This window comes from Thermosynechococcus sp. PKX95 (genome assembly GCF_031583295.1).
Lineage (GTDB): Bacteria > Cyanobacteriota > Cyanobacteriia > Thermosynechococcales > Thermosynechococcaceae > Thermosynechococcus.
Genome location: NZ_CP134171.1, coordinates 1693641 through 1707724, shown reverse-complemented (window position 1 = coordinate 1707724; position 14084 = coordinate 1693641). Strand labels below are relative to the sequence as shown.

General features: G+C 54.0%; 13 protein-coding genes. 8 read left to right on the top strand and 5 right to left on the bottom strand.

Features of this window, described 5'->3' with window-relative positions:
• Nucleotides 1–30 precede the first annotated feature (30 nt).
• The 4 genes from RHH81_RS08345 (at nt 31) to RHH81_RS08330 (ending at nt 6694) form a co-directional block, all read left to right on the top strand.
• On the top strand, nt 31–2178 hold the full coding sequence (locus RHH81_RS08345) for a polyribonucleotide nucleotidyltransferase (protein ID WP_206199785.1): 2148 nt from the start codon (nt 31–33) through the stop codon (nt 2176–2178).
• Between the two features lie 12 nt (nt 2179–2190).
• Nucleotides 2191–4374: a glycine--tRNA ligase subunit beta gene (glyS, locus tag RHH81_RS08340; protein WP_206201671.1), complete on the top strand. Its 2184-nt coding sequence runs from the start codon at nt 2191–2193 to the stop codon at nt 4372–4374.
• A 144-nt stretch (nt 4375–4518) separates the two neighbouring features.
• Nucleotides 4519–5418 carry a hypothetical protein gene (locus RHH81_RS08335; protein ID WP_225901539.1) on the top strand — a complete coding sequence of 300 codons (900 nt, stop codon included), beginning with the start codon at nt 4519–4521 and terminating at the stop codon, nt 5416–5418.
• Nucleotides 5419–5530: 112 nt separating this feature from the next.
• Nucleotides 5531–6694 carry a GuaB3 family IMP dehydrogenase-related protein gene (locus RHH81_RS08330; protein WP_206199783.1) on the top strand — a complete coding sequence of 388 codons (1164 nt, stop codon included), beginning with the start codon at nt 5531–5533 and terminating at the stop codon, nt 6692–6694.
• Here RHH81_RS08330 and RHH81_RS08325 read toward each other — a convergent pair.
• From RHH81_RS08325 to RHH81_RS08305, 5 genes are read right to left on the bottom strand one after another with little or no spacing between them, the layout of a single operon-like run.
• The gene (locus tag RHH81_RS08325; protein ID WP_315863409.1) at nt 6691–7371 is read right to left on the bottom strand and encodes a C40 family peptidase; all 681 of its coding nucleotides are present in this window, start codon (nt 7369–7371) and stop codon (nt 6691–6693) included. The genes RHH81_RS08330 and RHH81_RS08325 overlap by 4 nt on opposite strands.
• A 23-nt stretch (nt 7372–7394) precedes the next feature.
• Nucleotides 7395–8120 carry a phosphoribosylformylglycinamidine synthase subunit PurQ gene (gene purQ, locus RHH81_RS08320; RefSeq protein ID WP_206199782.1) on the bottom strand — a complete coding sequence of 242 codons (726 nt, stop codon included), beginning with the start codon at nt 8118–8120 and terminating at the stop codon, nt 7395–7397.
• Nucleotides 8117–8722, bottom strand: coding sequence for a hypothetical protein (locus tag RHH81_RS08315; protein ID WP_206199781.1), 606 nt, complete (start codon nt 8720–8722; stop codon nt 8117–8119). Before RHH81_RS08315 ends, purQ begins: the two co-directional genes overlap by 4 nt.
• 5 nt (nt 8723–8727) lie before the next feature.
• On the bottom strand, nt 8728–8997 hold the full coding sequence (gene purS / locus RHH81_RS08310) for a phosphoribosylformylglycinamidine synthase subunit PurS (RefSeq protein ID WP_206199780.1): 270 nt from the start codon (nt 8995–8997) through the stop codon (nt 8728–8730).
• A gap of 3 nt (nt 8998–9000) precedes the next feature.
• Nucleotides 9001–9960, bottom strand: coding sequence for an SPFH domain-containing protein (locus RHH81_RS08305; protein WP_302676103.1), 960 nt, complete (start codon nt 9958–9960; stop codon nt 9001–9003).
• Nucleotides 9961–10199: 239 nt separating this feature from the next.
• On the opposite strand from RHH81_RS08305, the gene RHH81_RS08300 reads away from it, so the two are divergent.
• From RHH81_RS08300 to RHH81_RS08285, 4 genes are read left to right on the top strand one after another with little or no spacing between them, the layout of a single operon-like run.
• Nucleotides 10200–11606, top strand: coding sequence for a UbiA family prenyltransferase (locus tag RHH81_RS08300; protein WP_310742899.1), 1407 nt, complete (start codon nt 10200–10202; stop codon nt 11604–11606).
• Nucleotides 11603–12010: a GtrA family protein gene (locus tag RHH81_RS08295; RefSeq protein WP_310742898.1), complete on the top strand. Its 408-nt coding sequence runs from the start codon at nt 11603–11605 to the stop codon at nt 12008–12010. The genes RHH81_RS08300 and RHH81_RS08295 overlap by 4 nt, the downstream gene beginning before the upstream one ends.
• The gene (locus RHH81_RS08290) at nt 11988–13346 is read left to right on the top strand and encodes an FAD-binding oxidoreductase (RefSeq protein WP_310742897.1); all 1359 of its coding nucleotides are present in this window, start codon (nt 11988–11990) and stop codon (nt 13344–13346) included. Before RHH81_RS08295 ends, RHH81_RS08290 begins: the two co-directional genes overlap by 23 nt.
• Entirely contained in the window at nt 13343–14077 is a 735-nt protein-coding gene (locus tag RHH81_RS08285) for an SDR family oxidoreductase (RefSeq protein ID WP_310742896.1), read from the top strand. The genes RHH81_RS08290 and RHH81_RS08285 overlap by 4 nt, the downstream gene beginning before the upstream one ends.
• Nucleotides 14078–14084: the final 7 nt, after the last annotated feature.

Here is a 14084-nt window from a genome sequence, read left to right as displayed (position 1 = left end):
AAATAGGAAGAAGGAAAAAATAGAACGCCAATGAAGGGTCTAGAAAAGATTATCCCCCTAGATGGGCGGGATATTAAGGTGGTATTGCAAAAATTTGCCCCCCAAGCTGCCGGTTCCATTCTCATTAGTTCGGGAGAAACGGCTGTACTCGTGACGGCGAATCGTGCCGCCGCTCGCGAAGGCATTGATTTTTTACCCCTTGTGGTGGATTACGAAGAGCGCCTCTATGCCGCTGGGCGGATTCCCGGCGGTTTTTTACGGCGTGAGGGTCGCCCCCCCGAAAAAGCGATTCTCATTGGTCGCCTGATTGACCGGCCGCTGCGCCCCCTCTTTCCCCAATGGTTGCGCGATGATCTGCAAGTAGTAGCCACGACGGTTTCCTTGGATGAAAATGTTCCCCCCGATGTATTGGCGGTAACGGGAGCCTCGATCGCTGTTCTTTTGGCGCAAATTCCCTTTAATGGTCCAATGGCAGCAGTGCGGGTGGGCCTTGTGGGGGATGAGTTTATTATCAACCCCACCTACAAAGAAATTGAGCGCGGTGGCTTAGATCTGGTCGTGGCCGGCTCTCCCGATGGCGTGGTGATGGTGGAGGCCGGTGCCAATGAGCTGCCCGAAGCCGACATGATTGAAGCTATTGACTTTGGCTATGAGGTGATCCAAGACCTGATTCAAGCGCAGCGGGATCTCCTCAAGGAATTGGGCATTGACATTGTCCACGCGGAACCGCCGGCGATCGACCCCACCTTGGAAAACTTCATCTACGATCGCGCTGTTGAACCGGTCAAAGCCATTCTCAAACGCTTTGAAAAGGACAAAAATGTTCGCGATGCTGCCCTCGATGAGGTGCAAGGGGCGATCGCCCAAGAAATTGCTGCCCTGCCAGCGGATCACCCGGTCGCAGTGGCGGCAGCGGAAAACCCGAAAGCCCTGCCTACCCTCTTTAAGGCCGTGACGAAAAAACTCATGCGGCAGCAAATTATTGAAGAAGGGGTGCGAGTGGATGGCCGCCGTCTCGATGAAGTGCGTCCCATTTGGTGTGAGGTGGGGGTTCTGCCAGAGCGGGTTCATGGTAGTGCCCTCTTTAATCGCGGCTTGACGCAGGTGATGTCTGTGACCACCCTCGGTTCTCCTGCCGATGCCCAAGCCCTTGATGATCTGCATCCCGAGGACAGCAAACGTTATCTGCACCACTACAACTTTCCCCCCTACTCTGTGGGTGAAGTCAAACCCCTGCGATCGCCCGGGCGGCGGGAAATTGGCCATGGTGCCCTCGCAGAGCGTGCCCTCGAACCGGTCATTCCTCCCAAAGAGGAGTTTCCCTATGTGATTCGCGTCGTGTCGGAGGTGCTCTCTTCCGATGGTTCTACCTCCATGGGATCCGTTTGTGGTTCCACCCTCTCCTTGATGGATGCCGGGGTACCGATCCGTAAACCCGTCAGTGGGGCGGCCATGGGGCTGATCAAGGAGGGCAATGAGGTGCGCATCCTCACCGACATTCAGGGGATTGAAGACTTCCTTGGCGACATGGACTTCAAGGTAGCCGGCACCGATAGCGGTATTACCGCTCTGCAAATGGATATGAAAATTACTGGCTTGCCCGTTGCCGTGATCAAGCAGGCGATCGAACAGGCACGTCCGGCACGGCTCCATATCCTTGAGAAAATGCTGGCGGTGCTGGACAAACCCCGTCCACAACTGCCCCCCAGTGCGCCACGGCTGCTGACGTTGCAAATTCCCCCCGATATGATTGGCCTTGTCATTGGTCCCGGTGGTAAAACCGTGCGCGGTATCTGCGAGCAATACAACGTCAAGGTGGATATTAGTGAAGAAGGGCTGGTCACCATTACTGCCCCCAATGAAACCAACGCCAAGCAAGCACGGGCGGCCATTGAGGGTCTGACGCGAAAGCTCAACGCCGGTGATGTCTATCTGGGCAAGGTGACGCGGATTATTCCCATTGGCGCTTTTGTCGAGTTTCTCCCCGGCAAGGAGGGGATGATCCACATTTCCCAGTTGGCGGAATATCGCGTTGGCAAAGTCGAGGACGAAGTGAAAATTGGCGATGAAATTGTCGTCAAAATCCGTGAGGTGGACAGCAAAGGTCGCATTAACTTGACCCGCCTTGGTATTCATCCCGACGAGGCCGAAGCCGCCCGCAGTAGCTCCGTTATCTAGCCCATGGTCACCATGCCCAAGTCATCACCGCATACGTTCCTCCTAGAGGTGGGAACCGAGGATCTCCCCGCCCGCTTTGTCAGTAGTGCCCTGCGCCAGTGGCACACCCTGATTCCCCAAACCCTCAAGGAACAGGGACTGGAGGGGGAAGTCAAAGTCTGGGCAACCCCGCGCCGCTTAGCGGTACTGATTGAGGGGTTACCGCCCCAGCAACCCGATCAAGCAATTGAAATCAAAGGGCCAGCGGCCAGCGTGGCCTTTCGCGAGGGGGAACCTACCCCTGCCCTATTGGGGTTCTTGCGATCGCGCCAAGGTCGTCTTGAGGAAATTGAAATCCGTCCCACGGAAAAAGGAGAGGTAGTCTATCTCAAGCAAGTTCGCCCCGGCCAACCGACGTCCCAACGATTGACCGAGTTGGCACCACAGTGGATTGCCGCCCTTGAGGGTGCCCGCTTCATGCGCTGGGGGGATGGGGATTTGCGGTTTTCGCGTCCCATTCGGTGGCTAGTGCTGCTGTGGGAGGATCAGGTACTGCCCTTGGTCTTGGAGAGCCATTCCGTGCGCATTGCCAGCGATCGCACCACCTATGGCCATCGCGTCCTTTCTCAAGGGGCTATTGTCCTCAAGCATGCCCAAGACTATGAAGCTGCCCTTGAAACGGCGGGAGTCTTGGTAGATCCAGAGGTTCGCCAGCAACGGATTCGCGAGCAAATTGCTGCCCTTGCTGCGGAAGCGGGGGGATGGGTGGATTTAGAGGTGCCCCTTTTGGAGGAAGTCACCCACCTCGTGGAATGGCCAACGGCGGTTTTGGGAAGTTTTGAAGCGCGGTTTCTTGCCCTGCCCCTTGAGGTGATTACCACCGTATTGGTGTCCCATCAGCGGTATTTTCCCGTGTACACCGATGCCACTCGCCAAGCGCTGCTCCCTGTATTCATCACGATTAGCAATGGCGACCCGGCGGCCACCCCCTTGATTCGTGCTGGGAATGAGCGGGTGATTCGTGCTCGCCTAGCGGATGCCGAGTTCTTCTACAAGGCGGATACGGCACAGCCCCTAGAGCACTATCGTGACAAACTAGCCACGGTTACCTTCCAAGATGAATTGGGATCCATGGCCGACAAAGTGGAGCGGCTAACCACACTGGCTCGTCAAATTGCCACCGCCTTAAATTGTGCGGCTGCGGACGTTGCTGCCATTGAACGCACGGCCTGCCTGTGCAAAGCGGATCTAGTGACGCAGATGGTAGGGGAATTTCCGGAACTCCAAGGCTACATGGGGCAAGTGTATGCCACGGTCTCCGGGGAAGCGCCAGCGGTGGCCACGGGGATTTTTGAACATTATCTGCCGCGTTTTGCTGGCGATCGCCCGCCCCAAAGTCTCACGGGTCAGGTGGTGGGACTCGCCGATCGCTTGGATACTCTTGTCTGCCTTTTTGGTATCGGCCTGTGTCCCACGGGGTCATCAGATCCCTTTGCCCTACGGCGGGCTGCCAATGCCGTGATCACCATTCTCTGGCAGGGGGAACATCACTTGGATTTCCTCGCTCTGCTACAGGAGTCTGCCCAAGCCTTTTGTCGCCAATTTGCCGCCAAGCTCAGTGCCGCTGACTTAGAGCAGCAACTGCGGCAGTTTTTTAGCCAACGGCTGCGAACCCTACTGCAAGAAGAACTCGGCATTGAGTATGACTTGGTGAATGCCGTCATTCCAGAGGATCAGCCGGGGTTGCAGACGCGTGCCCTCAGGGATGTGGTGGATGCCCGCGATCGCGCCCAATTTCTCCAAAAACTGCGCCAATCCGGTGAACTGATGACGATTTACCCCACGGTAAACCGCGCTGCTCGCTTGGCACGCCAAGGCACCCTAGGGACAGACTGCCTGAATATCCGTGCCGTCAAGGCCAAGCACCTCGCAGCCCCCATTGAAAAGGAATTCTATGCCGCCCTCAAGGACATCTTGCCCACCGTCCAGCAAGCTCAAGTGCAGCGCGCCTATGGCGAGATTGTTCGTGCCCTAGCCTCCTTGGCTCCGATTGTCAGTCGCTTCTTCGATGGCGAGGAAAGTGTACTGGTGATGGCAGAGGATGCAACGGTACGTGCCAATCGCTTAGCGCTCCTTGGTCTATTGCGCAATTGTGCGGCAATTATTGGCGATTTTGGGGCGATCGTCCAAATCGAGAGCGTTGCATCCAGCTCATAGTTCTCACAACTTTTGGCAGGAACAAAAGTGTTGCTTAGCTCACAGCGGCAACGCATAATTGAGAGTACCCCAATTGAGAATTGCCGTGGCCTGTTCATCTGAACAGGTGCTCAGTTGGTGTTTAGACTGTTTGCGAGAATTGCCATGACTGCTGAACCCCCGGCCAAGCGCCCCCGCGCCAAGAAGACCCCAGCGACTCCGCCAACGCCTTCCCCTGAGTTAGAAACCAAATCTCGCCCAGAAATTCTCGGTGTTGCGGTAGCGGGTAGCTCACCGCCCAAGGTCAATACTGCTCCTGAAGAAGCGATTTCTGAGCAAGAAGATCTTCCTTCCCGTCCCCAGCCGATCCCGCCCCCCAGTGAACGGATGCAATATCGGGCGATCGGGGTTGTGCGCGGTCGCTATGTACCCGCTTCGGAGGAGGAGTTCAACCGCGGGGTGATGATGACCGAGGATGGCGTGGAAATTGAAACCGTCCTCTTGGGGCAGGTGATGAACCTGATTAAAAAATATCTCGACCTGAATGAACCCCACCTCTGGGTGGTCTATCCCCGCACCCGCGACGTTGACAAAGAAGCGGTGAAACTGCACCTGCAAATTGTGGGCGTATGGGAGCCGGAGCGCCTGCAACAGGCCAATGCCACAGCAGCGGATCCCGGCGTCAATGACGGCTACTTTTCTGTACGCGGAGAAGTGATCTTCAACTCCCAAGAAAAGAACTTTGTCGTCGTTAAAATTCAACAGTTGCCGCGTCGGCGGGGCGAGAAACCCAAAGCTTTCAAACTGAAACTAACAGGAACCGTGCCTATGAAGTCACCCGGATACTTTTGGGACTTTCAGGTACAGCGACAGGGCACAAGTCTAGTGGTTCAGGAGGCAGCCACGGTGGGTATTTTGCCCCCCCGCAAAATCAAGAAGCCCAAGAAAGCCAAGGCACGGCCAGCCCGTCCCCAGCGCCCTCAGCGTCCCGGTTCATCGACCATATCGCCGCGTCCGACCCCCTTTCGCCCGGTTCGGCGATCGCCCAATCCCCCATTGAACTAGCGCCAAGGCATGGCTTGTCGAAGTGTTGTAAATTTTTGTAAATTTGTTGCACTGTCAACAACAACTTAGACACCGTACTTGATCCTTTAGCCCACCTACTGCGAGGAACACCATGACGATTCAACTAGGGGGACATCGCACCGCCCGTCGCGCCTACGGTATTGATGAAATTGCCCTTGTCCCCGGCAACCGCACTCTTGATCCCCAGCTGGCCGATACCCGCTGGCGCCTTGGTTCCATTGAACGGGAAATTCCGATTATTGCCAGTGCCATGGATGGGGTCGTGGATGTTACGATGGCCGTCAAACTCAGCCAAATGGGGGCACTGGGCGTCCTCAACCTTGAGGGGATTCAAACCCGCTACGAAGATCCAGCACCGATTCTCGAACGCATTGCCAGCGTCAGTGTTGATGAATTTGTGCCCCTGATGCAGCAGTTGTATGCCCAGCCGATTCAGCCCCACCTCATTGAAAAACGCATTCAAGAAATCAAATCCCAAGGGGGGATTGCTGCCGTCAGTTTAACCCCAGCGGGGGCTAGTCGTTTTGGCGATGTTGTGGCAGCGGCGGGGGCCGATTTGCTCTTTGTCCAAGCCACGGTCGTCTCACCGGCTCACCTTGCCCCTGAGGGGACAGAACCACTCGATCTTGCTGCTTTTTGTGAACGGATGCCAATGCCCGTCATTTTGGGGAATTGCGTCACCTATGAGGTGGCCCTCAGTCTCATGCACTGTGGTGCAGCAGCGATTCTGGTGGGGATTGGGCCGGGGGCAGCCTGTACTTCCCGGGGCGTGCTTGGGGTGGGGGTGCCTCAGGTCACGGCGATCGCTGACTGTGCAGCGGCACGGGATGCCTATTTTGAAGAGACGCAACGCTATGTGCCTGTGATTGCCGATGGGGGCCTTGTCACGGGTGGCGATGTCTGCAAGTGTATTGCCTGCGGCGCAGATGCGGTGATGATGGGATCCCCCTTTGCCCGTGCCAAAGAAGCCCCCGGTCGCGGTTATCACTGGGGGATGGCCACGCCTAGTCCGGTGCTGCCTCGGGGGACGCGCATTCATGTCGGCACCACTGGCACCCTTGAGCAGATTCTGCGGGGACCGGCTCAGTTGGATGATGGTACCCACAACTTTCTTGGGGCATTGCAAACCAGTATGGGCACCCTTGGCGCCAAGGATCTGCGGGAAATGCAGCAGGTGGAGATTGTCATTGCTCCTTCCCTGCTCACGGAAGGCAAGGTCTATCAAAAAGCGCAAAAACTGGGGATGGGGCGCTAGCCTAGGGGCAGATAGCTATAGTCAATGCGGCCACCGCCGCGAAACTGCTGCTGATAGGCGATGCTGACGGTATCTTCACTGGGGTAGAGGGTATCAATGCCAATGCCATTGCGGCCATATTCTTTGCCAGAGCTATGGATATACTGTCCCTGCCCCAGATAGAGACCCACATGGGTCGCCTTTTCACGCGTACCGAAAAACACCAGATCACCCCGCTGAAGCTGGGGTAAGGTTTCCTCAATGGAGTTGCTCCCTAGGGGCGTGGCAAAGGCCTCCTGCTGATAAGCATCACGGGGCAGCCAAATGCCTTGACTGGCAAAACTGGCCTGTATCAAGCCAGAACAGTCGTAGTTGGGGGCAACGGTTCCGCCCCAGAGATATTCATGGGGAACCTGCTGTGCCGCGCAGCAAAAGGCAATCACCTCTTCAAGGACAGCCTCGATGTAGGCGCGATCGCGGGCAATGGGTTGATAGGACTGAGTGGCGGGTGTGAGATGGCGGTAATCCTGTGGATCCAGCCAGCCCCAGTATTCATCCTCAGCAAGTTGCACGTAGGTACGTTCAGCCCCCAAAGCAGGTGCCCAGAGCAAGCGTCCTGCTGCCCCTTGGGTCGCCAAGCGATCGCCCGTGGGGGCATCATAGAGGTTGACGGTTGCCGTCAGTTGATGAAGTTGCATCGCCTCCAAAGACGAAAACACCTCTAAACCTCAGCCGCAGCCATCAAAAGCGATTTGAACAATTGCAGGCCATCCAACGTGTGATCACTGGGGGAGTGGCTCAAGGCGGGGTCAGCGGCGCGCTCAGGGTGGGGCATCATTCCTAACACATTGCCAGCAGCATTGCAAATACCCGCGATATTGTTGAGCGAACCATTGGGATTACTCTCAGGGGTGACATTCCCTTGGGCATCGGCATAGCGAAAGAGGACTTGGCGGTTGGCTTCCAGTTCAGCGAGGGTGGCGGCATCGGCGTAGTAGCAGCCCTCACCGTGGGCAATGGGCAAGCGAATCACCGTTTTATCGCCATAGGCCTGTAGCCACGGGCGTTCCTTGGCTTCTAAGCGCAAATACACGCGATCGCAAATAAAATGCAAGTCCCGATTGCGCACTAGAGCACCGGGGAGCAGTTTGGCCTCGGTCAGGATTTGAAACCCATTACAAATGCCCAGCACCCATTTGCCAGCGGCGGCATGGTCTTTGACGGCGGACATAATTGGTGAGAAGCGGGCGATCGCCCCACAGCGCAAATAATCACCAAAACTGAAGCCCCCCGGTAGCACAATCAAATCATAGTCACTCAGATGGGTCTCTTCGTGCCACAGCAGTTGCGTTGGCCATTGGAGAATCTCACTCGTGACGTAGGCCACATCGCGATCGCAATTGGATCCGGGAAAAACCACAATCCCCACGTTTAGGGCATGACTCACAGCAATCCATCCATCACGTCAGTAATCGGCTTTAACTTGGCAGGGGCATGGAGTAGCTCAATATCCCGTAGCCAGACCACACCGCGTCCCATGAATTCCACCCCAATTTTAATCAAGCCAGGGGTCTGGGGTTCTGGTTTCAGGTGAAAAGGCACTTCACACAGATGCCAATCGCGATCGCCCACGAGGGAAACCGTGCGCGAAAATGTCCAACCAAAGGGTTGACTGCGGCTGAGAACCAGTTGCCCTCCCTCAGGCAGCATCCCGGTTTTCACTAGGGCGCGACACAGGAGCAACTGATCTCCCCCTTGGGCAGAAGGCACTTCCAACCACAGGTGGGCTTCCGGCAGTTCAAAGAGGGGAATTGTTTGCGGCCAGTGGGACTCCAGATACCAAGCGGCGCCTTCAACCCTGAGACCAGAGCCAGCAATGGGTTGATCGACACCCGCCCGAAAAAGGGCAATGCGTTGGAACGGGGCTGCAGGTTCCGGTACCTGAAGCAAGGGGGCAAGGGTCTCCGCCAAGGACTGTAATCCCGATTCAATCCTGGCCTTGATGCCCGCCTCGATACTGGCTAATAGATCATCCCACCAGTTGAACATCGTGCCTATCCTGCGGCAGTTGCCAGCTCCTGCAATTCAATGCGAAAGGTTTCAATCACGGGGTTGGCCAACAGTTGATCGGCAATGTGGGTGAGTTGTGCCTCGGCAGTGGCGCGATCGCTGGCCTCTAGGGTGAGTTCCACCAGTTTGCCAATGCGTACCGATTGCACATTTGTATAGCCGAGATGATGAATTCCCGCCTGTACCGCGACGCCTGCGGGATCTAACACCGATGGTCGCAGCGTAACAAAAACCTGTGCCTGAAATTGTGCCATGGACTATACCTCGCGGGAGGACTGCTCGATCAGGGACTTCACACCCTCAATCGTTGCCGGGATACTGCTGGGATCCATAAATAGTACTTTACTGCTATTACTATGGCCAATGGTGCGTCCCATATCTAAATAGCCCTGAGCAAGGAGAAACTGGAGCGCTTCCTTCGCCTTCGGATCTTCACGCAGTGCTGCGGCAATAATCTTCATTGCTTCTGCAGTTCCTTGGGCACGCAAAATCTGATCTTGGCGCTCCGCTTGGGCACGCAACACCACCACTTTTTGTTCTGCTTCCGCTGCCAGAATAGCGGCTTTTTGTTCGGCCTCGGCGGCTAACACTTGAGCTTCCGCTTTACCTCGAGCCGAGTTGATCGCTGCTTCCCGTTCCCCTTCAGAGGTGAGAATCGCAGCGCGTTTTTTGCGCTCAGCGGACATTTGCAGTTCCATCGAGTCTTGAACCGCCTTCGAGGGGGCAATATCCCGCAGTTCCACACGGGTCACCTTCACCCCCCAAGGATCGGTGGCAATATCCAGATCCCGCAGGAGATTCTCGTTCACCTGAGTGCGGGCGGTAAAGGTTTCATCCAGCTCTAGCTTCCCCATTTCTGCTCGAATCTGCGTTTGCACCAGATTCACCATTGCCATCGTCAGGTTTTCCACCTTGTAGTAGGCGCGCTCCATATCAATAATCCGCCAATAGACAACGGCATCCACCGTAATCGTCACATTGTCACGGGTGATACACTGCTGCGGCGGAATATCTAAGACCTTTTCCCGAATCGTTTGCTCAAAGACCACGCGATCAAGGAGCGGCACTGTAAAATTTAGCCCCGGTTCCAAGCGACGGCTATAGCTGCCTAACCGCTCCACCAAGGCCATATTGCCCTGATTGACAATGCGCACAGAGTTAGCGATACCCCAGCCTCCAAACCCCAGTAGAAACAGCAGGCCAAAGAGTTCACCCATAGTTTCCGTTCCCGAATCAGTTCACTACTACTCTAGTAGCTGGCGGCCTAGGTTGGGCTACAGCAGCGGCTAATTCATAATCTGTTACTCGCCTTTAGCTGACCTAGGATTGCTGATTCTGGCACCTTGGATCAACGATTTTGGTTAATACCCTCATGCAGTTCATGGAAAAGAATGGGTTAAGCGGTAGCTTACTTTAAGCTGACCAAGAACATAGCGCAAGTCTTAAACGGTAAAAGATGGTTTATCTTCTTATCGATCTAGACAATACACTGCTGAGGACGGATATTCTGCTGGAATTAATCTGTTCTTCTTTGGCTCAGTCTCTAGTTACATTCTTTCAAACAAGAAGCTTTCATCGCGCCCAGATTAAAAGAAAATTAGCTAAACTCTCTGAAATAGATGTTACAGCACTGCCCTATAACTCGGAGGTTATTCAGTATATCCAAGCTTGGAAAGCAAAGGGGGGTAAGGTTGCTCTCGTCACTGCCACTGATCAACTCATTGCTGATAAGATTGCTGCCTATTTAGGGCTTTTTGATGAGGTTTATGGTTCTGATGGCCAAGTTAATTTGAAGGGAGGAAATAAAGCAAGGTTTATCGTAGAGCGTTTTGGTGAGAAAAATTTTATCTATATGGGGGATTCTGAGGCTGATTTGCCTGTGTGGGCAGTTGCGGCCAAAGCAATTACCGTCAATGCCTCACCTCGGCTGCGCAAGAAAGTAGAGCAAGTTAATCCTAATGTTGAACATCTAGTTACCGCAAAACGAAGCATTCAACCCTACCTGAAAGAAATCCGCCCCCATCAATGGGTGAAAAATAGTTTGGTTTTTGTGCCAATGCTGGCGGCACATCAATTTGACTTACCAACCTTTTGGATTTCGCTGGTGGCAGCGGCTGCTTTTAGTCTGACGGCGTCCAGTGTCTATGTCTTAAATGATCTTTTGGATTTGCAGGTCGATCGCGCCCATCCTCGGAAGCGTCATCGTCCCTTTGCTGCTGGCGATCTTCCCCTCTGTCATGGCATCTGGATGATTTTGGTGCTTTTAGGACTGGGAATGGCGATCGCCACCACCATTAGTTGGCCATTTCTGGGCATTCTGCTGGCCTATTATGGTCTCACAACTGCCTACTCCTTTTACCTAAAGCGACGGATTATTATTGACATTTGCACGCTGGCTGGTCTTTACACCATTCGCATCTTTGCGGGTGCGGTTGCCACAGGAATTTCCCTCAGTGTCTGGCTTTTGGCCTTCTCCATCTTTTTCTTCTTTTGCCTAGCAACAGTCAAGCGGCAAGCAGAACTGGTGGATCATCGTCACCGCAAACAACTCAAGGCCAGTGGTCGGGGCTACCACATTGACGATTTGCCGATTATTAGCATGATGGCCATTGGGGCGGGTTATGTCTCAATTTTGGTGCTGGCGCTCTATATCAACTCTCCCCAAGTGCAGCTTCTTTACACAAGACCACAGGTGCTCTGGGGCATTTGCTGTGTGCTTCTATACTGGATTACAAGAACCATTATGATTACCCATCGGGGTTTGATGCACGATGATCCAATTGTTTATGCAATTAAAGATCGCCAAAGTCAACTCTGCTTCTTGATCTGCCTATTTCTCTTTATAATTGGTGGGATTCTATGAGTTTGCAAACTCTGATTATTCGCTATACAGTTTTTGCGGTTATTGCCACCTTTATGAATTTATTTTTTCAAAGGGTGATATTACTCATTGATAATAGTTTCCCTTATTTTATAACCGCAGTGGCGGTGGGTACCCTCGTGGGTTTGGTAGTGAAATACTATCTGGATAAGCGCTGGATTTTTTTTGATCATAAAAAGGGTGCGCATCACTATAGCCGTCAATTTAGTCTGTATGCTTCGATGGGGATTTTCACAACGACCATCTTTTGGGGATTTGAAACTGTATTTTGGTTGATTTGGCAAAGCCATTTCATGCGCGAAATTGGCGCCATTATTGGTCTAGCCATTGGCTACGTGGTCAAGTATCACTTAGATAAACGATATGTCTTTTCCCATCACCCATAGGAGCTATCTACAACCGCTCTGCGGCTGGGGACGTTATCCTGTGCAGACCTGTCATGTGTATTGTCCGCACTCAGAATCCGAAATTCTGCAGCTGCTCAACAGTGGCTTGTCGCTCATTGCCCGCGGTAATGGCCGCGCCTACGGCGATAGCGCCCTCAATAGCGAAGCAACGCTGCAAATGCGCCACTTCAATCGCCTATTGGGGTTTAATCCGCACACGGGTCAATTGATTGCTGAGGCGGGGGTGCTGCTGGCGGAGATTTTAGAGATCTTTGTGCCTCGCGGTTGGTTTCCCTTGATTACCCCCGGTACAAAGTTTGTCACCGTGGGGGGCATGATTGCGGCTGATGTTCATGGCAAGAATCACCACAAAGAGGGCAGTTTTGTTCACAGTTTGGACTGGCTGGATCTCCTCACCAGCGAGGGGCAAATTTATCGCTGCTCCCCTTCCGAAAATCAGGATTTGTTTTACTGGACGGTGGGGGGAATGGGCTTGACGGGGGTGATCCTCAGGGCAGCCTTTCGCTTGCGCCCCATTGAAACCGCTTGGATTCGCCAAACCACCCGCATCGCCAAGCATTTAGACGAGGTCATTAATCTCTTTGAGGCGGCTCAGGACGTGACCTACTCCGTGGCTTGGATTGATTGTCTGGCGACTGGTTCGCAGTTAGGACGGTCTGTGCTCATGCTGGGCGAACACGCCACACGGGAGGGGTTGCCAGCCAAATATCGCCAAAGTCCACTGCGGACTCCGCAACGACGCAAACTCTCGATTCCCGTGGATTTTCCCAATGGTGCCTTGAATTCATTGACCGTGCGTGCCTTTAATCAACTGTATTTCCTCAACAGTCAACGCAAAGCGGGTCAGTCCTTTGTGGATTGGGATACTTTCTTCTATCCCCTTGATAGCTTATTGGGATGGAATCGCATCTATGGGCGGCGCGGTTTTGTCCAGTTCCAATGTGTCTTGCCCCTGAGCACTGCCCGTGAAGGTTTATCGGCCTTACTGCATTGCACGTCAGCTGCAGGAGCGGGATCCTTTCTGGCGGTCTTGAAGAAGTTGGGGGATCAACAGGGTTATTTTTCATTTCCCATGGCGGGTTATACCTTGGCCTTGGACTTTCCGATGTCGCAACGCACCCTCAAGGTTTTGGATCAACTGGAGGAGATCACCCTACACTATGGGGGTCGCTTTTACCTTGCCAAGGATAGCCATTTAACGCCGATGCGCTTGCGCCAGTCCGATGCTCGGGTAGAGAGGTTTGTTCAAGTTAGGAATGCCCATCAGTGGCAGGTCAACTTTGCGTCGGAACAGTCGAAGAGGTTACATCTATGAGGGCGCCTGTGCTGATTTTGGGGGCAACTTCTGATATGGGGCGGGCGATCGCCCACCGCTTTGCAGCTAAAGGCTACCCAATTCAATTGGCGGCACGGCAGGTGGGTCGCCTAGAGCCAGATAAAGCAGATTTGGAAATACGCTACGGCGTGCCCGTCAGTGTCCATGAATTTGATGTTTTAGCGGTGGAGACCCATGCAAGTTTTATCCAGAAACTTCCGGAGCAACCAGCGATCGTGATCTGCGTTGTTGGCTTCATGCCAGACCAAAAGGCATGTGAGCAAGATTTATCCCTTACCCTTGAAGTGATGCGCACCAATTATGAAGGTCCAGCGGTTGTTTTGAGTCTCTTTGCCAATGTGTTTGAGCAGCGGGGGTTTGGGACGTTAGTGGGGATTTCCTCTGTGGCGGGGGAACGGGGGCGGGCAAAGAATTACTGCTATGGCTCTGCCAAGGCGGGGTTTACAGCCTTTTTGTCGGGGTTGCGGCAGCGCTTAGCCAAATCGGGGGTTCGAGTCTTAACGGTTTTGCCAGGCTATGTGAGGACACGGATGACCGAGGGCACAAAACTGCCCCCCTTGCTGACGGCGGAGCCTGAGGAAGTGGCCACTGCTATCTACACAGCCATAGAAAAGAAGAAAGATGTGATCTATGTGCGACCCATTTGGCGCTGGGTCATGGTGATCATTCGTTGGATCCCTGAACCTGTGTTTAAGCGCCTTTCCTTTTAAGGGGATT